A 21,081-nucleotide genomic window follows, 5' to 3' on the forward strand; every position below is an offset into this window, starting at 1 on the left:
GCGCTTGGCCCAGCGCCAGCGGTTGCCATCCCTGGATGTGGCGAACATAGTTCGGGTGGTATTTCGTCTCGCAGGGACCATCGATGGACAACGGCGCCACAATGCATCTTGCCGTTTCGCTGTTTCCGGGAACCATCGATCCATCACCGGGGCGGGAATTCAGCCGCCTGGCCGGTTTAGTGCAAAAGGCCGAAGCAGCGGGCCTGGACATGGTGCTGCTTGCCGATTCAGCGCCGGCTTCCGGCGGCGGTGCCGCGAACAGTCCGATGCCCTTCGAAGCGACCACTTTGCTGGCCGCATTGGCAACAGTCACAAGCAGGATCGGCCTGGTTGCCGCTGCCTCGACAATTGCCCACCAACCTTACAATCTGGCGCGCCGTTTCGCTTCGCTCGACATCATCAGCCATGGCCGCAGTGGCTGGAACGCGACCATGGCGCAGGCGCCACGGGAAGCAGCCAATTACAGCCGGCCCGAAGGATTTTCGCCTGACGATTTCCGCCGTCGCAGTGAGGAATATATCGGCATCGTGCAAGGTCTGTGGCAGGGCTGGGATGCGGACGCGCTGCTGTTCGACCAGAGCGGCGGCCGCTTCCACGACCCCGAAAAAATGCATCTGCTCGAGCACAGAGGCGCGTTCTTTTCCGTGCGCGGACCGCTGAACGTCGCGCGGTCGCAGCAGGATACACCGGTGCTCGTCTTGTCGGGACTGTCGGTATCAGACCTGGATATTGCCGCCCGCACCGCCGATGTCATCCTGCTGGATAACGGACCGGTGGAGGGCGCGACAGCACGCTATGACGATATCAGGCGCCGTGTCACGGCGTGCGGACGCGATCCGGATGCCGTGAAGCTGCTGACGAACGTCGCGCTTATCGCCGATAGCAAGCCGGCTGCCGTCGCCGACAGCATGGAAAAAGGCTTCCGGGCGAAAAGCTGCGACGGGTTCACCATCCAGATGCCGGCACAGCTTTCAGCGCTAGGCGATTTCGTCGGCTTGATTCTGCCGGAACTGCGGCGGCGTGGCTTGGTTCGAGAAAGCAATCGCGGAAAAACGCTGCGCTCGCATCTCGGGCTTGCCGGCGGAGGTGACCAATGACCGCTCGCCAGATGAAGCTCGGCGCCTTTCTGTGGGCGACAGGCCACCACATCGCCGCCTGGCGCCATCCCAAGGCGCACATCACCGCCGGCACTGACATCGACCATTACATCGCGCTGGCGCGCACGGCGGAGGCGGCGAAGTTCGACATGATCTTCTGCGAGGACGCCGCCGGCCTGCGCGAGGCCAATATCGGCATCGCCAGCCAGACGTCGCGCTCGATCGGCTTCGAGCCGATCAGTCTGCTTTCGGCGCTTGCCGTCCAGACCAGCCGCATCGGCCTCGTCTCGACAGCCTCGACGAGCTACAACGAGCCCTATGGGCTCGCACGAACCTTCCTGTCGCTCGATCATCTGAGTGGCGGCAGGGCCGGCTGGAACCTGGTCACCTCGGCCAGCCCCATCGAGGCCGCCAATTTCGGCTCGACCGGCCTCAAGCCCCATGCCGATCGCTATGAGCGCGCGCGTGAATTCGCCGAAGTCGTCACCGGGCTCTGGAACGGCAAGCTCGGCGCCTCCGGTCACGACGGCCAGAGCTTTTCGGTTCGCGACCCGCTCGATCTGCCACGCTCGCCGCAGGGCGCCCCGGTCATGGTTCAGGCCGGCGCCTCGGATGTCGGCCGCGACCTTGCCGCCCGCACCGCCGATGTGGTGTTCACCGCGGCGCAGACCTTCGAGGAAGCGAAGGCCTTTTACGACGATCTCAAGGGACGTCTGGCGGCCTATGGGCGCGAGCCTGACGACATCAAGATCATGCCCGGCGTCGCGCCGGTGGTGGCGGAGACCGAAGCGGAGGCCCTTGAAAAATATGAGGAATTGCAGGCGCTGATCCCCGACGATGTCGGCGTTGCGCTGCTGTCCAGCTATCTCAGCATCTCCGATCTGTGGCGCTACCCGATCGACGGGCCGCTGCCGGATCTGCCGGAGAGCGAGGGGATGAAAAGCCGGCAGGCGCTGGTCATCGAGCAATCGCGCCGCGACGGCCTCTCCATCCGCCAGCTTGCCCGGCATTTCGCCGGCGCGCGTGGCCATTGGCGCATCGTCGGCACTGCGGCCCAAGTCGCCGACGAACTGCAGGCTCGGTTCGAGGGTGGTGCGGCCGACGGTTTTAACGTCATGCCCTCATATTTCCCAGGCGAACTGGATGCCTTTGCCACGCTCGTCGTGCCGGAACTGCAGCGACGCGGCCTGTTTCGCAAGGAGTACGACGGCCGCACACTGCGCGACCATCTGGGGCTGAAGCGGCCGGTTTAGCTGCGGCGCAGCTTAGCCCGCCATCACCCTGCCATGCGGAATTTGCTGGTCGGCACTTAAGGCTGCGCTGTGACTGACCAGCGCCGTCATGATCTCAGCTGCCGCCAGCGCCGCGATGACCTGTGGGCGCTTGTCTTTGACCGTATCGCCGCCGATCGGCGAGACGAGGCGGGCAAACTCGGCCTCGCTGCCTGCCGCCGATTTCAGGAACCAGTTCCTGAACGTCGCTTTCTTGGTCTTCGAGCCGATCATGCCGACATAGGCGGCATCGCCGCGCTTCAGCGCCTCGGCGACGATCAGGAAATCCAGCGCATGATCGTGGGTCAGGATGGCGAAGGCGGTGCCGGCGGGAGCGTTTCGCACCTCGGCCTCGGGCATCGGCGTCAGCCGGGTCTCGACGGTCTCCGGCATGCCTTCCAGTGCTTCGGCCCGCGTCTCGATGACGATGCCGTGCACGGGAAGAAGTGCGATCGTCGACGCCAGCGCCTGGCCGACATGGCCGCCGCCGAAGATGTAGACACGCGGCAGGTGCGCCTCCTCGGCTTCCGCAGCCGCAACCAGATCGGCGGCAAGGGCTGCATCGACGAGCCGGATCAGCACTTCGACGCGCCCGCCGCAGCATTGGCCGATTTCCGGGCCTAGCGGCACATCGAGGGTCGCGCGGCTTTCCCTGCCCCTTGAGGGGAGGGTGGCGGCGAAGCCGCCGGGTAAGATCGGATCGGCGCGGGTTCTCTCCCCCCTTGAGGGGGAGAAAAGCATCTGCCGGGCTTTGTCGATCGCCATGTATTCGAGTTGACCGCCGCCGATGGTGCCAAAGATCGCCGCCTGCGAGACGAGCATGAAGGCGCCCTTCTCGCGTGGCGTCGAGCCTTTTGTTCCGGTCACTTCGACCAGGGCAACCTGGCCGGCGCTGGTGAGAAAGGCTTTCAGGCTTTGCACTTTCGAGTTCATGGTTCACATTCCCGAATGGGAAATATAGGTTTTTCGGCCCAGATTGCACATTCTGCCAGATTCAGGCGCCGGCCTTCGTCTCTTTCTTCAGCCTCTCGATCGCCATCAGCACCCGCTCCGGCGTTGCAGGAGCATCGAGGCGCGGACAGATCTTGTGGTCGGCGCCGCTGGCCACTGCATCCGACAGGGCGTGCAGCACCGACATGCCGAGCGGGAACGGCGGCTCGCCGACTGCCTTGGAGCGGTGGATGGTCGGCTCGCTCGCTTCCGGCCAGTCGGCCAAGGTGACGTTGAATATCTTCGGCCGGTCGGAGGCGAGCGGGATCTTGTAGGTCGATGGCGCGTGCGTGCGCAGCCGGCCCTTGGCGTCCCACCACAGTTCTTCCGTCGTCAGCCAGCCCATGCCTTGGATGAAGCCGCCCTCGATCTGGCCGATGTCGATGGCGCTATTCAGAGATCGGCCGCAGTCATGCAGAATATCGGTGCGCTCGACCATGTATTCGCCGGTCAGCGTGTCGACCGAGACCTCCGAGCACGACGCGCCATAGGCGAAATAATAGAAGGGGCGGCCCTCGCCCTTGTCGCGGTTCCAGTGGATTTTCGGCGTCTTGTAGAAACCCGCCGCCGACAGCTGGATGCGAGCCATATAGGCCTGCTTGATGAGGTCGGCGAAGGCGATTTCCTGGTTGCCGATGCGCACCCGGTTGGGCAGGAACAGCACCTGATCGCGCGGCACCTGATATTTTTCAGCGGCGAAATCGATCAGCCGGTCCTTGATCTGGCGAGCGCCATTTTGCGCCGCCATGCCGTTGAGATCGGAGCCGGACGACGCTGCCGTGGCCGAAGTGTTCGGCACCTTGCCGGTCGTGGTCGCGGTGATCTTGACCTGGTCGAGGTCGATCTGGAACTCTTCCGCCACCACTTGCGCAACCTTGACGTAGAGGCCCTGCCCCATCTCGGTGCCGCCATGGTTCAGATGCACCGAACCGTCGGTATAGACATGCACCAGCGCGCCGGCCTGGTTATAATGCGTGGCGGTGAACGAGATGCCGAACTTGACCGGCGTCAGCGCCAGGCCGCGCTTGATGAAACGGCTGTTGGCGTTGAAGGCCGATATCTCACGCCGGCGCCGCGCATAGCTGGCGCTTTGCTCGAGCTCGGCGACGATGCGCTGGATGATGTTATCCTCGACCGTCTGGTGGTAGGGCGTGATGTTGCGGTCTGACGTACCATAAAAATTCTTCTTGCGGATTTCGAGTGGATCCTTGCCGACGGCGAAGGCCACCTCGTCGATGACGCGCTCGGCGCCGACCATGCCTTGCGGGCCGCCGAAACCACGAAAGGCGGTGTTCGACACGGTGTTGGTGTAGAGCGGCGCCGATTGCGCATGCACCGCCGGCCAGAAATAGGTGTTGTCGCAGTGGAACAGTGCGCGATCGGTCACCGGGCCGGAAAGGTCCGACGAAAAACCGCAGCGCGCCGCGAACATGAAATCGACGCCGAGGATGTTGCCCTCGTCATCGAAGCCGACTTCGTAGTCGACGAGGAAATCGTGACGCTTGCCGGTGGCGATCATGTCGTCGTCGCGGTCGGGCCGGATCTTCACGGCGCGATGGTGTTTCTTCGCGGCGATCGCCGCCAATGCGGCAAACTGGTTGCCTTGCGTCTCCTTGCCGCCGAAGCCGCCGCCCATCCGGCGGATCTCCACCGTGATGGCATTGCTCGGCACGCCGAGTGCATGGCTCACCATGTGCTGGACTTCGCTCGGATGCTGGGTCGAGGAATAGATGGTGACGTCCTGATCCTCGCCCGGAATGGCCATGGCGATATGGCCTTCGAGATAGAAGTGTTCCTGGCCGCCGATGCGCATTTTTCCCTTTAGCCGGCGCGGCGCCTGACGGATCGCTGTAGCGGCATCGCCGCGCTTCAGCGTCAGTGGCGGCGTGACGACCTTGTCCTTCTTCGGATCGAGCGCGCCAATGTCGGTGACGAAGGGCAATTCCTTGTATTCGACCTTGGCCAATCTGGTGGCGCGACGCGCCTGCTCGCGCGTCTGCGCAATGACGCAAAAGATTGGCTGGCCATAGAATTGCACCTTGCCGTCGGCCAGCACCGGCTCGTCGTGGCGGCCTGTCGGCGAAATGTCGTTCTCGCCCGGCACATCCTTGGCCGTCAGCACGTCGACAACACCGGGCGCTGTACGCACCGCCGAGAGATCCATGCTGGTAATCGTGGCATGCGTGGCGGCAGAAAGCCCGAGGCAGCCATGCAGCGTGCCGGCCGGTTCCGGCATGTCGTCGATATAGACGGCCGTGCCGCTGACATGCTTGTGGGCGGAGTCATGGCGTTGATCGGTGGCAACGCCGCCGGCGATCTTTTCAGCCTTCAGATTGGGGGGAGCGTGCTTGTTCATCATGCCGCCTCGTGCCTCGAAACCTGGATCGGCTCCCTGGTACCGCTGGTCTCGGCGAAGAAGCGCAGCAAGAGATTGCGCGCCGCGAGCGCACGATACTCGGCCGAGGCCCGCATGTCGGTGAGCGGGGTGAAATCCCTGGCATATTCGACCATCGCCGCGTCAACCGTGGTCTCCGTCCATGGCTTGCCGAGCAGCGCTTTTTCGACAGAAGACGCCCGCTTCGGCGTCGCCGCCATGCCGCCATAGGCAATGCGCACCTCCGCGACCGTGCCATCGCTGGCCAGCGTCAGGAAGAAGGCGCCGAGGGCCGCGGTGATGTCCTCATCGCGGCGCTTGGTGATTTTGTGGACGGCGAATTTCGTGCCCTTGACCGGAACCGGAACGTGCACGGCCTCGACGAATTCGCCCGGCTGCCGGTCCTGTTTGCCATAGGCAATGAAGAAGGTTTCCAGTGGAATCGAGCGCCGCTTCTTGCCCTTGCGCAGGGTGAGACTTGCGCCAAGAGCGATCAAGGGCGGCGGCGTGTCGCCGATCGGCGAGCCGTTGGCGATATTGCCGCCGATGGTCCCCATGTTGCGCACCTGTTCGCCGCCGATGCGATCGAACAACGGCCCCAGCGCCGGGATACGCTTCGCCAATATCGCGAAGGCATCAGTGTAGGTGACGCCCGCGCCGATCGAAATGATGCCGTTGTCTTCCGAGATGGTGCAAAGTCCGTCGAGATTGCCGATGAAAATGGCCGGCGAAATATCGCGCATGTGCTTGGTCACCCAGAGGCCGACATCGGTCGAGCCGGCAACGATGGTGGCGCCGGGTTCCTTGTCCAGCACGGCGGCGAAATCATCGACATCGGCCGGCACGACCAGCCGCGTCTTGGCCGAACCGATCTCAATCCGGGCGCCGTCATGCATGGCCTCGAGCCTCGCGGTGATCGCCTTGCGCTCCGTGGCCAGCGGATCCTTTACCGCCTTGCCGTAGCTGGAGATGGCATGCGCAGCGCGCATGATCGCCTCGTAGCCGGTGCAGCGGCAGAGATTGCCTTGCAAGGCCTTTTCGATATCCGCGTTCGACGGATTCGACGACTTCATCCACAGGCCATAGAGCGACATGACGAAGCCCGGTGTGCAGAAGCCGCATTGCGAGCCGTGGAAATCGACCATCGCCTGCTGCACCGGATGCAGTTGGCCTGATACGCCGCGCAGATGCTCGACGGTCACGACATGGGTGGCGTCCAACGAGCCGAGGAAACGGATGCAGGCATTGACGCTTTCATAGACCAGCCCGCCGGCCGAGAGCTTGCCGACCAACACGGTGCAGGCGCCGCAATCGCCCTCGGCGCAGCCTTCCTTGGTGCCGCGCAGCGACCGGTCGAGCCGCAGCCAGTCGAGCAGGGTCGCGTCGGGTGCCACCGACGAAAGCGCGACGTCCCTGCCGTTGAGGATGAAGCGGATTTCATTGCGGATGCTAATTTTGGCCATGCCTCAGCTCCCCCTGTAGGTCGAATAGCCATAGGGCGAGACGAGCAGCGGCACATGGTAGTGCAGCGGTTCGGCCATGCCGAAGCGGATCGGTATCACATCGAGAAAGGCGGGGTTCGGCAGGCTCGACCCCTGCTGGCGCAAATAGTCGCCTGCGGCGAAGACCAGTTCGTATTCTCCGGGGCGGAACTCCGCGCCGGCGAGCAGCGGCTTGTCACAACGGCCGTCGGCATTGGTGACAACGGTCTTCAAATGTGTCCGCGCCTTGCCCTCGAGGTGATAAAGCGCGATCGACAATCCCGCCGCCGGCTTGCCTGTCGCCGTGTCGAGGACATGGGTCGTCAGACGCCCGCCATCGGCATTCGACGTTTCTGCCATTGGCCGCCTCCCATTTCCGGTACGAGCGAATTGGCCCGGTACGATCAAGTATCAACAGTGAATTGTGCGCCAATTAAAGGCGATGCATAAGTCCCGGTCGAGCGGAGTGCGACAAAAACACTTTCAAAAATTTTCGGGGGAATGCGAGAAGCACCCTTTCGATATTCTGATCATACTTCGGGCCATGCCCGGCGGGAGGGACGATGCGTTACAGCAGAGACATGCGCGGCTACGGAGTCAATCCGCCGGACCCGAAATGGCCTGGCGGCGCGCATGTCGCCGTGCAGTTCGTCGTCAACTACGAGGAAGGCGGCGAGAACTGCGTGCTGCATGGCGACAAGGCGTCCGAAGCCTTCCTGTCGGAAATCGTCGGCGCGGCACCCTGGGTGGGCCAGCGCCACTGGAACATGGAATCCATCTACGAATACGGTGCCCGCGCCGGTTTCTGGCGGTTGCTGCGGCTGTTCAGCGAGGCCGAGGTGCCGATCACCTGCTATGGCGTCGCCACCGCGCTCGCCCGTTCGCCGGATCAAGTCACGGCCATGCAGGAAGCCGGCTGGGAGATCGCCTCGCACGGGTTGAGATGGATCGACTACCGCGACCACAGCGCCGAGGATGAGCGCCGCGACCTCGAGGCGGCGATCAAGCTGCACTACGAAGTGACCGGCGCGCGCCCGACCGGCTGGTATACGGGTCGCACATCGATCAACACAGTGCGGATTGTGGCGGAAGAAGGCGGTTTCGACTATGTGTCGGACACCTATGACGACGAGCTGCCCTACTGGTTCGAGCATGATGGCGGCGCGCAGCTCATCATTCCCTATACGCTCGACGCCAACGACATGCGGTTCGCAACGCCGCAGGGCTTCAACTCCGGCGACCAGTTCTTTGCCTATTTGAAGGACAGCTTCGACACGCTCTATGCCGAGGGCAAGGCAGGCCGGCCACGCATGATGAACATCGGCCTGCACTGCCGCCTCGTCGGGCGGCCGGGCCGGGTGGCGGCGCTGAAGCGCTTCGTCGACTATGTGAAGTCGCACGACAGGGTCTGGCTGGCGCGGCGCATCGACATCGCCCGCCACTGGCAAGAGGTCAATCCTTATCAACCGGCGGCACTCCGCCCCTCGAAGATGGAATTCGAGACCTTCGTCCACACTTTCGGCGGCGTGTTCGAGCATTCGCCCTGGATCGCCGAACGCGCCTACGAACTGGAACTGGGCCCGGCGCATGACACTTCAGGCGGCCTGCACAATGCGCTTTGCCGTGTCTTCCGGTCCGCCAGCGAAACCGAGCGGCTTTCCGTGCTCAACGCTCATCCCGACCTTGCCGGCAAACTTGCCAAGGCCAAACGGCTGACGGCGGAATCGACCAGGGAACAGGCTTCGGCCGGCCTCGACGCGCTGACCGACAAGGAGCGCGAACTGTTTTCCAAGCTCAACGCCGCCTACGTCACCACTTTCGGTTTCCCCTTCATCATCGCGGTGAAGGGCAAGACGAGGCAAGAGATTCTGGCGGAATTCGAGGCGCGCATCGGCAACAGCCGCGGCGTCGAATTCGAAACCGCCTGCAAACAGGTCGAGCGCATCGCGCTGCTCCGCCTCAAAGACATGCTTCCGCAATAGGTTTGAACCCATGGATACGATCAGGATGCCCGAGCGAACCTATTACGCACCACATGGCGGCCACCCCGGCCAGAGCGAGCTTCTGACCGGCCGCGCCGTCTTCACCGAGGCCTATGCCGTCATTCCCCGGGGTGTGATGCAGGACATCGTGACCAGTGCGTTGCCGTTCTGGGACAAGACCCGCGCCTGGATCTTGTCGCGACCGCTATCCGGTTTTGCCGAGACGTTCTCGCAATACATTGTCGAGGTCGCGCCGAGCGGCGGCAGCGAGCGGCCGGAACCCGATGCCGGCGCCGAGGGCGCCCTGTTCGTGGTCGAGGGCGAGTTGACGGTTCTGCTTGCCGGCAAGAAGCATGTCTTGCGGCCCGGCGGCTTTGCCTTCCTGCCGCCGGCCAGCGGCTGGACGGTTCGCAACGAAAGCAAGGCCGACGTGCGCTTCCACTGGATTCGCAAGGCTTACGAGGTGGTTGACGGTCTCGATGTGCCGGAAGCCTTCTTCACCAACGAGCAGGAGATCGCGCCAACCCCTATGCCCGGCACCGAAGGCCGCTGGGCGACGACGCGGTTCGTCGATCCGGCCGATTTGCGCCACGACATGCACATGACCATTGTCACGCTGGAACCCGGCGCGGTCATTCCCTTCGCCGAGACCCATGTCATGGAGCATGGGCTCTATGTGCTGGAGGGCAAAGCGGTCTATCGCCTCAACCAGGACTGGGTCGAGGTCGAGGCCGGCGACTATATGTGGCTGCGCGCCTTCTGTCCGCAGGCCTGCTACGCGGGCGGCCCGGGAAAATTCCGCTATCTGCTCTACAAGGACGTGAACCGGCACGCCAAGCTCGGCGGCGCCGGTGTCCCCGGGCGGACGCCGTGACGCGGATCATTGCGCGGCCACTGACCCGCGAGAGCTTTGCTCCGTTCGGCGACGTCATCGATATGGGCGGCGACAACCACTACCCGATCAATGGCGGCCGCGCGGAACGCTATCACGATCTGGCGACCGCCGAGGCGATCGGACCGAATGCCCGCGTGCTGATCTCGATGGTGCGCGGCACGCCTTACGAACTGCCGCTGAAGCTGAGCATGGTCGAGCGCCACCCCTTCGGCAGCCAGGCCTTCATCCCGCTGTCGCCGCGCCCATTCCTGGTCGTCGTCTGCCATGATGGCGATGAGGGGCCGGGCGAGCCGCATGCCTTCACCACCGCACCCGGACAAGGTATCAACTATTCCCGCAATCTCTGGCATGGCGTGCTGACGCCGCTCGGCGAGCCTCAGGACTTCCTGATCGTCGACCGGGGCGGCGACGGCTCCAATCTCGAAGAATTCCATTTCTCGCATGCTTACGAGATCCATCTCCCTTAATTTTTTGTGCATGTCGTTACCCCAAAACCGGGGCACTTTTGGGCGACATGCAGCAGGAGAGCCTGAAATGACCGACATTTCTTTGATCGACCGCCTGCTCGACGTGATCGAACACGACATCGTGCCGAAGACGGCCGACGGTGTTGTCCATGGCAACAAGCTGTTCGGCGCGGCGATCCTGCGCAAGGACGACCGTTCGCTGGTGCTGGCCGAGACCAACAACGAGAGGGAAAACCCGCTCTGGCATGGCGAGGTGCACTGCCTGAAACGTTTCTACGAAATGCCGAAGGCGGAGCGCGTCGATACAAGAGACGCCATTTTCCTCGCCACGCATGAGCCCTGCTCGCTCTGCCTGTCGGCGATCACCTGGACTGGCTTCGACAATTTCTACTATCTGTTCAGCCACGAGGATTCGCGCGACAGTTTTGCCATCCCGCACGATCTGAAGATCCTGAAAGAGGTCTTCACCCTCGACCCCGGCGGCTACAATGCCGAGAATGCCTACTGGAAGAGCTTTTCTATCCGCAGGCTGGTGCGAGCGTTGCCCGAGGTAGAGCGGCAACGGCTGGAAATACGCATCGGCGCGATTTCGGCGCGCTACGATGATCTGTCCGGCGTCTATCAGGCGAACAAGGACGATAACGACATCCCGCTGAATTAGGGCTCTCGGCCTACCGGGGGGCACCCTTGAATTGCCACCTTTATGGTGGCATATTGCGTCATGGAGAAACGAAGGCCCACCTACGATCTTGATGCCATCAAGACGACGTTCGGGTCTGTCGATACGCTGGCGATCACGACGTCCGCTCTGCGGGATGCCACAGGCCTTGGCTTCGACCGTGCCGGCGTCGTCGAGGTAATCGGCGGCATGACGAGGAAAATGTTCGTGAAATCCATGACGACCTTTGCGGATCACCGGGTCTGGCAGGATGCCTATCACGTGCCCGTGCGCGACCTGATCCTCTACGTGAAATTCCAAGCGGATGTCGTGACCGAGTTCACGGTCATGTCGTTCAAGGAGAAATGACCATGGCGACAAGAGAAGAAAATCGGACCATGATTTCCCCCGAAACCGGGGAAACGCTCACGCGTGACGTGCGTCCATTCACAGTGGCGTACAAGGGCGAGAGCATAATTGTCGACCTTCCGGGTTACTATCCAGCATCCGGTGACGAGGGTGTGCATATCGGAGGCGACATGGCTGCCGTCGATGCCGCACTACGCGCCCTCAAGGAGAGGATCGATGGCGTGCCGGCCCCGGCAACCATCCGCCGCATGCGCACAAAGCTCAATCTGTCGCAGCGCGAGGCAGGATCCCTGTTCAAGGTCGGCGAGAATGCTTTCGACAAGTATGAAAGGGGCCTGATCGAGCCGAGTGGCCCGACCATTCAATTGATGACGCTGCTGGAAAAACATCCCGAACTGCTGGATGAATTGCGGTAGCGGCACAGGTCGCATTTTTCGCTGCTCCAGTCGCGAATGGTGATTGAAAGTCGTCGCGCCGCGGGGCGTTATGCGGGCCATGAAAACAGTCACCGAATTTCCCCGCAAGGTCGTCGAGTTCCCGGATATGGGCATCGTCATGCCGGATGGCTGCCGGCTGTCGGCGCGGGTCTGGATGCCGGAGGATGCCGGCGACGATCCAGTGCCGGCGATCCTGGAGCATCTGCCCTACCGCAAGCGCGACGGCACCATCTTTCGCGATCAGCTGACGCATCCCTATTTCGCCGGCCACGGCTACGCCTCGATCCGGGTCGATATGCGCGGCAATGGCGATTCCGAAGGGCTGATGGACGACGAATATTCCGAGCAGGAATTGCAGGACGCCTGCGACATCATCGCCTGGGCGGCAAGCCAGCCCTGGTGCAACGGCAATGTCGGCATGATGGGCATTTCCTGGGGCGGCTTCAACTGCCTGCAGGTGGCGGCCAAGCAGCCGCCGGCGCTCAAAGCGGTGATCAGCTTGTGCTCGACCGTCGACCGCTACGCCGACGACATTCACTACAAGGGCGGCTGCCTGCTGATCGAGAACTTCGGCTGGGCCTCGACCATGCTGTCCTACTCATCGCGGCCGCCGGACCCGCTGCTGGCCGGCGACAACAGATGGCGCGATCTGTGGCTGACCCGGCTGGAGAACCAATCCTTCCTGGCGCCGCTGTGGCTGAAGCACCAGCACCGTGATGCCTACTGGAAGCGCGGCTCGATCTGTGAGGATTTTTCCGCCGTCAAAGCCGCGGTTCTGTCGATCGGCGGCTGGCATGACGGCTACCGCAACACCGTCTCGCATCTGGCCAGCAACATCGAAGCCCCGGTCAAGGGCATTATCGGGCCATGGATCCATAAATACCCGCATTACGCAGGACCAAAACCCGCCATCGGCTTCCTGCAAGAGGCCTTGCGCTGGTGGGACCGCTGGCTCAAGAGTGTCGAAACCGGTGTCGAGTCCGACCCGGCCTACCGCGCCTATGTCATGGACAGCGTGCGTCCGGCGCGCTGGCACCCCGAGCGTCCCGGCCGCTGGATTGCCGAGCAGCAATGGCCCTCGCCAACCATCAAGACGCAGGCGGTCGATCTGATCCCCGCAACGGAAAAACCCGCCATCGTTGCCTCGCCGCAAAGCTGCGGCTTGGCTGGCGGCGAGTATTTTCCCTTCACCTTCGGCCCCGAACTGCCAGGCGATCAGCGCCCCGACGATGCGCTGTCGGTGTGTTTCGACCAGACGGAACTCAGTCAGGCCATCGACATCGTCGGCACCGCGGAAGTCGAATTGCGGCTGTCCTCCGACCGTCCGCAGGCCAACATCGCGATCCGACTCTGTGACGTGCATCCCGATGGCGCGTCGGAGCTGATTTCCTACGGCGTGCTCAACCTGACGCATCGCAACTCGCACGAGTTCCCGGAAGCCCTGGTGCCGGGCGAAACCATCTCAGTACGCGTCGTGCTCGATCAATGCGGCTATCGCGTTCCGCCCGGCCACCACCTGCGTGTTGCCGTTTCGAACGCCTATTGGCCTGCCATCTGGCCGTCGCCGGAGCCGGTCCGGCTGACCTTATCGGCGGCGACGCTCCGCTTGCCGCTGCGGCCGTTGGCGACAGACGATGAAGCGGCGTTCGCCGAGCCGGAAGGTGCCACTCCCTGGGCAACGGAGACGATCCGCGCCAGCAATTCCGAGCGCCATATCGATCGTGACGAAAAGACGGGAATCGTGACGCTTTCCATCGTTGATGATTTCGGCGAGGTGCGCGATCTCGCTCATGGCCTCGCCAATGGCAGCATCGCCCGCGAGACCTGGACGATCCATCCCGACGACCCGCTGTCGGCCTCGGGGAAGACGCACTGGACGCAGACCCTGTCGCGAAACGGATGGTCGGTACGCACCGAAACGACAGCCGAAATGCGATCGGACGCGCAAAACTTCATCGTCAGCGCCAGAATCGAGGCCTATGAGGACGAAACGCTCGTCTTCGAGCGTAATTTCGAGGAGAAGGTGCCGCGCGCGCTTCTTTGAGCACCGAGTTCATTGGTCCAATTGCGACGTACGATTTACGCCACGGCATGTCGCATTCGGTCTTGCTTACCGCTTTCCCTTGCGGTCATTATTCTCCTCACAAGAAACAAGTAAAACGACCGCAGAGTCGAACCAACAGAGTGAGGAACTCAAAATGTCGAACGAACTGGAATTTCTTAGCCGGCGTGTCGCGTCGGGCAAACTGAGCCGTCGTGATTTTCTCGGCCGGGCGGCGGCGCTCGGTATCTCCGCGCCCTTCGCCAACTCGCTGCTTTCAAGCGCGGCACGCGCGGCAGGTCCGGTCAAAGGCGGCACTCTGAAGGCCGGACTTGTCGGCGGCGAGTCCACCAACAGCCTTGATCCGGCACTGTTCATGACTCAGGTGCCGTTCGCCTTCGGCAAGATGTGGGGCGAATTGATCGTCGAGCTTTCGCCGGAAGGCAAGCTCGAGAACCGCATCGCCGAGGAGATCGGCTCGTCGGACGACGCCAAGGTATGGACGCTGAAGATCCGCGACGGCGTCGAATTCCACAACGGCAAGACGGTGACCGCCGAGGACGTGGCCGCCACACTTGAGCGCCATTCCGACGAGAAGTCGAAATCCGGCGCGCTCGGCTACATGAAGGGCATCGAGACCATCAAGGCCAGCGGCAAGGAAGTCGTGCTGACCCTGAAGGAAGCCAATGCCGATCTGCCCTATTTGCTCAGCGACTATCACCTGATCGTCCAACCGAATGGCGGCAAGGATAAGGCCGACGCAGGCATCTCGGCCGGTCCTTACAAGGTCACGACCAATGAGCCCGGCGTGCGCCATGGCGGCGAGCGTTTCGCCAATTATTGGCAGGGCGACAAGATGGGCCATGCCGACCAGATCGAGATCATCGTCATCAACGATGCGACGGCGCGCACCGCCGCCCTGCAAGGCGGCCAGGTCAACATGATCAACCGCGTCGAGCCGAAGATCGTCGACCTGATCAAGCGCCTGCCTGGCGTGACCATCCGCAACCATGCGGGTCCTGGCCACTATGTCTTCATCGCGCATTGCAACACCGCCCCCTTCGACAACAACGATCTGCGCATGGCCCTGAAGCTGGCCATCGACCGCGAAGAAATGCTCGACAAGATCCTGCGTGGCTACGGTTCGATCGGCAACGATTTCCCGATCAACGCTTCCTACCCGCTGTTCACTGATATCGAGCAGCGCAAGTACGATCCCGACAAGGCCAAGTTCCACTTCAAGAAGTCGGGCCATGACGGCGCCGTGCTGCTGCGGACTTCGGACGTCGCTTTCCCGGGCGCCGTCGACGCTTCCCAGCTCTTCCAGCAGAGCGCTGCCAAGGCCGGCATCAAGATCGAGCTCAAGCGTGAGCCCGGTGACGGCTATTGGAACGAGGTCTGGAACAAGCAGCCCTTCTGCGCTTCCTACTGGGGTGGCCGCTCGACCCAGGACCAGATGTACTCCACCGCTTATCTGTCGACCGCCGACTGGAACGACACGCGTTTCAAGCGCCCGGACTTCGACAAAATGGTGCTGGCCGCGCGCGCCGAGCTAGACGAGACCAAGCGCAAGCAGATGTACCATGACATGGCTGTCCTGGTCCGCGACGAAGGTGGCCTGATCTTGCCGATGTTCAACCAGTTCATCGACGCTACCGGCGCCAAGGTCGACGGCTGGGTCGACGATCCACATCAGGAGCTGATGAACGGTTACGCGCTGGCGAAGTGCTGGCTCGAAGCCTGAGCTTGGCCTTGCGGATATGTCCTCACCCATCTTGAAACTGGTGGCCCAGCGCGTTGCGCTGGGCATTCTCCTCTTGTTGGCCGTTTCGGTCCTGATCTTCGCCGGCACCCAGATCTTGCCCGGCGACGTCGCGCAAGCCATTCTCGGACAATCGGCGACACCGGAGTCGCTCGCCAATCTGCGCGAGCAACTCGGGCTCAACCAGCCAGCCTATCTCAGGTATTTTCATTGGCTGGGCGGCGTGCTGACCGGCGATCTCGGCACGGCCATGTCGAGCGGGCAGGATATCGCCACGTCGATCAAGGGACGGCTGTGGAACACGCTGTTCCTCGCCTTCTGGGCAGCGATCGTCGCCGTGCCGCTGGCGATCATCCTCGGCCTGATCGCGGTACGCTATCGCAATGGCTGGGTCGACAAGCTGATCTCCGGGCTGGCGCTGGCCTCGACCTCCTTTCCCGAGTTCTTCATCGGCTACGTGCTGGTCTATTTCTTCGCCGTGAAATGGCAAATCTTCCCCGGCATCTCGACCGTCTATGACGGCATGCCTTTTGGCGAGCGCATGCAGGCGATCGCCCTGCCGGCGGCAGCGCTGACGCTGGTCGTGCTCGCCCACATGATGCGCATGACACGCGCGGCGATCCTCAATGTCATGCAGTCGGCCTATGTCGAGACGGCGGAACTGAAAGGCCTGTCGGCCTTCAACGTCATCCGCAAGCACGCCTTCCCCAATGCCATCGCGCCGATCATCAACGTCGTCATGCTCAACCTCGCCTATCTGATCGTCGGCGTCGTCGTGGTCGAGGTGATCTTCGTCTATCCGGGCATGGGGCAGTATCTCGTCGACCACGTCACCAAACGCGACGTGCCGGTGGTGCAGGCGGTCGGCCTGATCTTCGCCGCCGTCTACATCAGCCTGAACATCATTGCGGACATCGGGGCGATCGTCGCCAATCCGCGTCTCAGACACCCGAAATAGGGGGCGGATATGCTCGATATCAAACGCATCCCCATCCCCGCGCTGATCGGCATTATCCTGACGACGCTGTTCGTGCTGGCGGCGGTCTTCGCCCCCTGGATCGCACCGCACGGCAATGGCGAAATCGTCGGCGATGTCTGGGAACCGATGTCGGCTGCCCATTTGCTGGGCACCGACAATCTCGGCCGCGACCTGCTTTCGCGCATGATCTACGGTGCCCGCATCACTTTGTTCATCGCGGTGCTGGCCACCGCGCTGTCATTCTCGCTCGGCGCCATCCTCGGCTTCTCGGCGGCGGTGTTCGGCGGCTGGTTCGATACGCTGCTGTCGCGCCTCGTCGATCTCTTGATGTCTATCCCGACGCTGATCATGGGTCTCGTCGTGCTGTCCGTGCTGCCTACCAATCTGGTGACGCTGATCCTGGTGATGGGCATTCTGGACTCGACCCGCGTCTATCGCCTGTCGCGCGCGGTCGCCGTCGACATCAACGTCATGGACTATGTCGAGGCGGCGAAACTGCGTGGTGAGGGCAGCGGCTGGATCATCTTCCGCGAGATCCTGCCCAACGCATTGTCGCCGCTGGTTTCCGAACTCGGTCTGCGCTTCATCTACGCGGTGCTGTTCCTGTCGACGCTGTCGTTCCTCGGCCTTGGCGTGCAGCCACCGGACGCCGACTGGGGCGGCATGGTCAAGGAAAACAAGGACGGCATCGTCTTCGGCATCGCGGCCGCACTCATCCCGGCGGCGGCGATCGCCTTGCTGGCGATTTCCGTCAACCTGGTTGCCGACTGGGTGCTCAACCGGACGACAAGCCTCAAGGGAGGACGCGGGTGATGGCCGACACCAAAGCGAAACCTGGCTTGTTGCTCGACATCCGCAATCTGCGCATCGAGGCCACCGTCTTCCCGCCCGGAGAGCCGCCGAAGAACATCGTGCTGGTGCACGATGTCTCGCTGACGCTCGAGAAGGGCAAGGTGCTCGGCCTGATCGGCGAATCCGGGGCCGGCAAGTCGACCATCGGTCTGTCGTCGATGGGCTATGGCCGCGGCGGCGTACGCATCACCGGCGGCGAGGTGATCCTGAACGGCCGCGACATCCTCAAGGGCGGCAAGGATGGCTTCCGCAAATTACGCGGCCGCGAAGTCTGCTATGTCGCGCAGTCGGCGGCAGCGGCCTTCAATCCGGCGCACAGACTGATGGACCAGGTGGTGGAAGCCACGCTGCTGCACGGCACCGCGACACGAGCCGAGGCCGAGAAGCGCGCGGTTGCGCTGTTCAAGAAGCTCAGCCTGCCCAACCCCGAAACCATCGGCGAGCGTTTTCCGCACCAGGTTTCGGGCGGCCAGTTGCAGCGTGTGATGACGGCGATGGCGCTCTGCTCCGAGCCGGACCTGATCGTCTTCGACGAGCCCACAACGGCGCTCGATGTGACGACGCAGATCGACGTGCTGGCGGCGATCAAGGACGCCATCCGCGACACCCATGTCGCTGCGCTCTACATCACGCATGACCTTGCCGTCGTCGCCCAGGTCTCCGACGAGATCATGGTGCTGCGCCATGGAAGGCTGGTCGAATGGGGCGGCACGCGGCAGATCATCAAGGAGCCGCGTCAGGAATACACCAACGCGCTTGTCTCGGTGCATGAGATCGAACACCAGGAGCAGAAGCCCGGCACGTCGCCGTTCCTGTCGGTGAAGAACATCACCGCCGCCTATGGCGGCAGCCATATCAAGGTGCTGAAAAACGTCTCCGTCGACATCTATCCGGGACAGACGCTTGCCGTGGTCGGCGAGTCCGGCTCTGGCAAGTCGACGCTGGCGCGCGCCATCACCGGTCTGCTGCCGCCCGAACAGGGCACCGTCACCTTCGACGGGCGCCCGCTGGCGAACCGGCTGGCCGACCGGCCGAAGGAGGATTTGCGCCAGCTGCAGATGATCTATCAGATGGCCGACGTGGCGATGAATCCCCGCCAGACCGTCGCCACCATCATCGGCCGGCCGCTGGAGTTCTATTTCGGCATGCGCGGCCGCGAGCGTGACAGGCGCGTTACCGAACTGCTCGACAAGATCGAGATGGGCAAGGGCTTTTCCGACCGCTACCCGGCCGAGCTTTCCGGCGGCCAGAAGCAGCGCGTCTGCATTGCCCGGTCGCTTGCCGCCAAGCCCAAGTTGATTATCTGCGACGAGGTGACCTCGGCACTCGATCCGCTGGTGGCACACGGCATTCTCGAGCTGCTGCTCGAGCTGCAGAAGGAAGAGAACGTCGCCTATCTGTTCATCACGCATGACCTCGCGACGGTGAAGTCGATCGCCGATTCGATCGCGGTGATGTATCGCGGCGAGGTGGTGCGCTACGGCCCCAAGAGCAAGGTGCTGAGCCCGCCCTTCGACGCCTACACCGACCTGCTGCTCTCCTCGGTTCCCGAGATGGAAATCGGCTGGCTGGAAAAGGCAATCAAGGGACGGCGCATGGCCAGCGCGGGGAACTAAAGCAATTCCGGGAAAACTGGAGACCAGTACTCCCGGAAGAAATGCAGGGCGCTTCCCTGGAAATCGCGTCAGATCAAGCCGCCACATCGGGGCGCCGGCGACCGTCATCCGGATGCAACACTAGAACGCCACACGTCCTTCGGGACAAGCGCCGCTCGCACGACTTTTAAACAGGGGTAGGACATGAAGACTGAATTCGATTATCTCGCTGAACTCGCCGGTCAAGGCCGGATATCGCGTCGCGCCTTTCTCGGGCGCGCCGCCGCGCTCGGCGTATCGGCGGCCCTGATGCCGGCGCTGGCCGGCAAGGCATTTGCCCAGACGGCGGTGAAGGGCGGTATCATCAAGGCCGGCCTGCAGGGCGGTGAATCCACCAACAGTCTCGATCCGGCGTTGAACCTCAGCCAGGTTACCTTCAGCTTCGGCAAGCTTTGGGGCGAGTATCTCGTGCGCCTCACACCGGACAACAAGCTGGTCAACCTGATTGCCGAGGAGATTGGCGCCTCGGCCGACGCCAAGACATGGACAATCAAGATCCGCGACGGCATCGAGTTCCACAATGGCAAGACGGTCGGCGCGGAGGATGTTGCCGCCACCATCGAGCGCCATGCGGATGAGAAGTCCAAGTCCGGAGCACTCGGCATCCTCAAGAACATCAAGGGGATCAAGGCGAGCGGCAAGGAGGTCATCGTCACGCTCGGCGACGCCGATGCCGACTTCCCCTATCTGATGGCCGACTATCATCTCACCATCCAGCCGAATGGCGGCAAGGACGATCCGAACGCCGGCATCAGCGCCGGTCCCTATAAGGTTAGCGTCAACCAGCCCGGCGTGCGCCATGGCGGCGAGCGTTTCGCCAATTACTGGCTGCGCGACAAGGCCGGCCATGCCGACCAGGTCGAGATCATCGTCATCAATGATGCGACCGCACGGCTTGCAGCCTTGCAGGGCGGCCAGGTGCACATGATCAACCGCGTCGAACCCAAGGTCGTCGATCTGGTCAAGCGCATCGCCGGCGTTTCCATCGAGAACGTCTCGGGCAAAGGCTACTATCCGTTCAACATGTTCTGCGACACCGCACCTTTCGACAGCAACGACCTGCGCATGGCGCTGAAGCTAGCCATGGACCGCGACGAGATGCTGGAAAAGATCCTGCGCGGCTATGGCTCGGTGGGTAACGACTTCCCGATCAACGAGGCCTATCCGCTGTTTTCCGCCGACATCGAACAGCGCAAGTTCGACCCGGAAAAGGCAGCGGCAGCCTACAAGAAATCCGGCCACAGCGGCTCGATCGTGCTGCGCACCTCGGACGTCGCTTTTCCGGGCGCCGTCGATGCCGCACAGCTCTATCAGCAGTCCTGCGCCAAAGCCGGCATCAAGATCGAGATCAAGCGCGAACCCGGCGACGGCTACTGGTCTGAGGTCTGGAACAAGCAGCCTTTCTCGCTCTCCTACTGGGGCGGACGCGCCACGCAGGACCAGATGTATTCCACCGGCTATGTCTCGACCGCCGACTGGAACGACACGCGCTTCAAGCGGCCGGAATTCGACAAGATGCTGTTTACCGCGCGCGGCGAGCTCGACCAGGCCAAGCGCCAGGCGATCTACCACGATATGGCAGTGATGATGCGTGACGAAGGCGGGCTGATCGTGCCCTTCTTCAACCAGTTCATCGACGCGGCCGCCACCAACAAGATCGGCGGCTATGCCAAGAGCCCTATCGGCGAAATGATGGACGGCTACGCGCTTGCCGAGTGCTGGCTCAACGCTTGAGCGGACTCTGATCGTCCGATTTCATCTATCAAGAACG

General features: G+C 62.8%; 18 protein-coding genes. 14 read left to right on the forward strand and 4 right to left on the reverse strand.

Going from position 1 to position 21,081, the window contains the following annotated elements; genetic code table 11:
• The first annotated feature begins 83 nt into the window (after positions 1–83).
• Positions 84–1,097, forward strand: a complete 1,014-nt coding sequence (locus tag NKJ00_RS12625) for an LLM class flavin-dependent oxidoreductase (RefSeq protein WP_352611600.1) — start codon at positions 84–86, stop codon at positions 1,095–1,097.
• Positions 1,094–2,350: an LLM class flavin-dependent oxidoreductase gene (locus NKJ00_RS12630; protein ID WP_352611601.1), complete on the forward strand. Its 1,257-nt coding sequence runs from the start codon at positions 1,094–1,096 to the stop codon at positions 2,348–2,350. Before NKJ00_RS12625 ends, NKJ00_RS12630 begins: the two co-directional genes overlap by 4 nt.
• 12 nt (positions 2,351–2,362) lie before the next feature.
• On the opposite strand, the gene xdhC is transcribed toward NKJ00_RS12630, so the two are convergent.
• The 4 genes from xdhC to uraH form a co-directional block, all read right to left on the reverse strand.
• Complete coding sequence (gene xdhC / locus NKJ00_RS12635; protein WP_352611602.1) at positions 2,363–3,301, reverse strand: xanthine dehydrogenase accessory protein XdhC; 939 nt, start codon at positions 3,299–3,301, stop codon at positions 2,363–2,365.
• Between the two features lie 61 nt (positions 3,302–3,362).
• Positions 3,363–5,714, reverse strand: a complete 2,352-nt coding sequence (gene xdhB / locus NKJ00_RS12640) for a xanthine dehydrogenase molybdopterin binding subunit (RefSeq protein WP_352629944.1) — start codon at positions 5,712–5,714, stop codon at positions 3,363–3,365.
• A complete protein-coding gene (xdhA, locus tag NKJ00_RS12645; RefSeq protein ID WP_023813629.1) occupies positions 5,714–7,195 on the reverse strand; it encodes a xanthine dehydrogenase small subunit in 1,482 nt (493 codons plus the stop codon). The genes xdhB and xdhA overlap by 1 nt, the downstream gene beginning before the upstream one ends.
• Before the next feature lie 3 nt (positions 7,196–7,198).
• On the reverse strand, positions 7,199–7,573 hold the full coding sequence (uraH, locus tag NKJ00_RS12650; protein ID WP_023813630.1) for a hydroxyisourate hydrolase: 375 nt from the start codon (positions 7,571–7,573) through the stop codon (positions 7,199–7,201).
• A 203-nt stretch (positions 7,574–7,776) separates the two neighbouring features.
• On the opposite strand from uraH, the gene puuE reads away from it, so the two are divergent.
• The 12 genes from puuE (at position 7,777) to NKJ00_RS12710 (ending at position 21,044) form a co-directional block, all read left to right on the forward strand.
• Positions 7,777–9,195 (forward strand): allantoinase PuuE, encoded by a 1,419-nt coding sequence (gene puuE / locus NKJ00_RS12655; RefSeq protein ID WP_023813631.1) that lies wholly within the window; start codon positions 7,777–7,779, stop codon positions 9,193–9,195.
• Between the two features lie 10 nt (positions 9,196–9,205).
• Positions 9,206–10,069, forward strand: coding sequence for a bifunctional allantoicase/(S)-ureidoglycine aminohydrolase (locus NKJ00_RS12660; RefSeq protein ID WP_128302771.1), 864 nt, complete (start codon positions 9,206–9,208; stop codon positions 10,067–10,069).
• Entirely contained in the window at positions 10,066–10,557 is a 492-nt protein-coding gene (locus NKJ00_RS12665; protein WP_128302770.1) for an ureidoglycolate lyase, read from the forward strand. The genes NKJ00_RS12660 and NKJ00_RS12665 overlap by 4 nt, the downstream gene beginning before the upstream one ends.
• A gap of 67 nt (positions 10,558–10,624) precedes the next feature.
• Complete coding sequence (locus NKJ00_RS12670) at positions 10,625–11,218, forward strand: nucleoside deaminase (protein WP_128302769.1); 594 nt, start codon at positions 10,625–10,627, stop codon at positions 11,216–11,218.
• A gap of 60 nt (positions 11,219–11,278) precedes the next feature.
• On the forward strand, positions 11,279–11,584 hold the full coding sequence (locus tag NKJ00_RS12675) for a type II toxin-antitoxin system MqsR family toxin (RefSeq protein WP_128302768.1): 306 nt from the start codon (positions 11,279–11,281) through the stop codon (positions 11,582–11,584).
• Positions 11,581–12,000: a type II toxin-antitoxin system MqsA family antitoxin gene (locus tag NKJ00_RS12680; RefSeq protein WP_050592750.1), complete on the forward strand. Its 420-nt coding sequence runs from the start codon at positions 11,581–11,583 to the stop codon at positions 11,998–12,000. Before NKJ00_RS12675 ends, NKJ00_RS12680 begins: the two co-directional genes overlap by 4 nt.
• Before the next feature lie 79 nt (positions 12,001–12,079).
• On the forward strand, positions 12,080–14,065 hold the full coding sequence (locus tag NKJ00_RS12685; RefSeq protein ID WP_128302767.1) for a CocE/NonD family hydrolase: 1,986 nt from the start codon (positions 12,080–12,082) through the stop codon (positions 14,063–14,065).
• Positions 14,066–14,219: 154 nt separating this feature from the next.
• Complete coding sequence (locus tag NKJ00_RS12690; protein WP_023813638.1) at positions 14,220–15,806, forward strand: ABC transporter substrate-binding protein; 1,587 nt, start codon at positions 14,220–14,222, stop codon at positions 15,804–15,806.
• 16 nt (positions 15,807–15,822) lie between these two features.
• On the forward strand, positions 15,823–16,782 hold the full coding sequence (locus NKJ00_RS12695; RefSeq protein ID WP_352629889.1) for an ABC transporter permease: 960 nt from the start codon (positions 15,823–15,825) through the stop codon (positions 16,780–16,782).
• Between the two features lie 9 nt (positions 16,783–16,791).
• Positions 16,792–17,616: an ABC transporter permease gene (locus NKJ00_RS12700; RefSeq protein WP_027039888.1), complete on the forward strand. Its 825-nt coding sequence runs from the start codon at positions 16,792–16,794 to the stop codon at positions 17,614–17,616.
• Positions 17,616–19,271 (forward strand): ABC transporter ATP-binding protein, encoded by a 1,656-nt coding sequence (locus NKJ00_RS12705; RefSeq protein WP_352629891.1) that lies wholly within the window; start codon positions 17,616–17,618, stop codon positions 19,269–19,271. The genes NKJ00_RS12700 and NKJ00_RS12705 overlap by 1 nt, the downstream gene beginning before the upstream one ends.
• Positions 19,272–19,454: 183 nt before the next feature.
• Complete coding sequence (locus NKJ00_RS12710) at positions 19,455–21,044, forward strand: ABC transporter substrate-binding protein (RefSeq protein WP_352629893.1); 1,590 nt, start codon at positions 19,455–19,457, stop codon at positions 21,042–21,044.
• The last annotated feature ends 37 nt before the right edge of the window (positions 21,045–21,081 follow it).

The organism is Mesorhizobium sp. M0227, assembly GCF_040321855.1.
In the GTDB taxonomy this organism is placed as follows: domain Bacteria; phylum Pseudomonadota; class Alphaproteobacteria; order Rhizobiales; family Rhizobiaceae; genus Mesorhizobium.

What these genes read in the sequence shown, in the direction of transcription:
- xdhC (WP_352611602.1), bottom strand. Translation starts at nt 3,301, where the DNA reads ATGAACTCGAAAGTGCAAAGCCTGAAAGCCTTTCTCACCAGCGCCGGC.
- puuE (WP_023813631.1), top strand. Translation starts at nt 7,777, where the DNA reads ATGCGTTACAGCAGAGACATGCGCGGCTACGGAGTCAATCCGCCGGAC.
- NKJ00_RS12675 (WP_128302768.1), top strand. Translation starts at nt 11,279, where the DNA reads ATGGAGAAACGAAGGCCCACCTACGATCTTGATGCCATCAAGACGACG.
- NKJ00_RS12630 (WP_352611601.1), top strand. Translation starts at nt 1,094, where the DNA reads ATGACCGCTCGCCAGATGAAGCTCGGCGCCTTTCTGTGGGCGACAGGC.
- NKJ00_RS12700 (WP_027039888.1), top strand. Translation starts at nt 16,792, where the DNA reads ATGCTCGATATCAAACGCATCCCCATCCCCGCGCTGATCGGCATTATC.
- uraH (WP_023813630.1), bottom strand. Translation starts at nt 7,573, where the DNA reads ATGGCAGAAACGTCGAATGCCGATGGCGGGCGTCTGACGACCCATGTC.
- NKJ00_RS12625 (WP_352611600.1), top strand. Translation starts at nt 84, where the DNA reads ATGGACAACGGCGCCACAATGCATCTTGCCGTTTCGCTGTTTCCGGGA.
- NKJ00_RS12690 (WP_023813638.1), top strand. Translation starts at nt 14,220, where the DNA reads ATGTCGAACGAACTGGAATTTCTTAGCCGGCGTGTCGCGTCGGGCAAA.
- NKJ00_RS12670 (WP_128302769.1), top strand. Translation starts at nt 10,625, where the DNA reads ATGACCGACATTTCTTTGATCGACCGCCTGCTCGACGTGATCGAACAC.
- NKJ00_RS12660 (WP_128302771.1), top strand. Translation starts at nt 9,206, where the DNA reads ATGGATACGATCAGGATGCCCGAGCGAACCTATTACGCACCACATGGC.
- NKJ00_RS12710 (WP_352629893.1), top strand. Translation starts at nt 19,455, where the DNA reads ATGAAGACTGAATTCGATTATCTCGCTGAACTCGCCGGTCAAGGCCGG.
- NKJ00_RS12695 (WP_352629889.1), top strand. Translation starts at nt 15,823, where the DNA reads ATGTCCTCACCCATCTTGAAACTGGTGGCCCAGCGCGTTGCGCTGGGC.
- NKJ00_RS12685 (WP_128302767.1), top strand. Translation starts at nt 12,080, where the DNA reads ATGAAAACAGTCACCGAATTTCCCCGCAAGGTCGTCGAGTTCCCGGAT.
- xdhA (WP_023813629.1), bottom strand. Translation starts at nt 7,195, where the DNA reads ATGGCCAAAATTAGCATCCGCAATGAAATCCGCTTCATCCTCAACGGC.
- NKJ00_RS12705 (WP_352629891.1), top strand. Translation starts at nt 17,616, where the DNA reads ATGGCCGACACCAAAGCGAAACCTGGCTTGTTGCTCGACATCCGCAAT.
- NKJ00_RS12680 (WP_050592750.1), top strand. Translation starts at nt 11,581, where the DNA reads ATGACCATGGCGACAAGAGAAGAAAATCGGACCATGATTTCCCCCGAA.
- xdhB (WP_352629944.1), bottom strand. Translation starts at nt 5,714, where the DNA reads ATGAACAAGCACGCTCCCCCCAATCTGAAGGCTGAAAAGATCGCCGGC.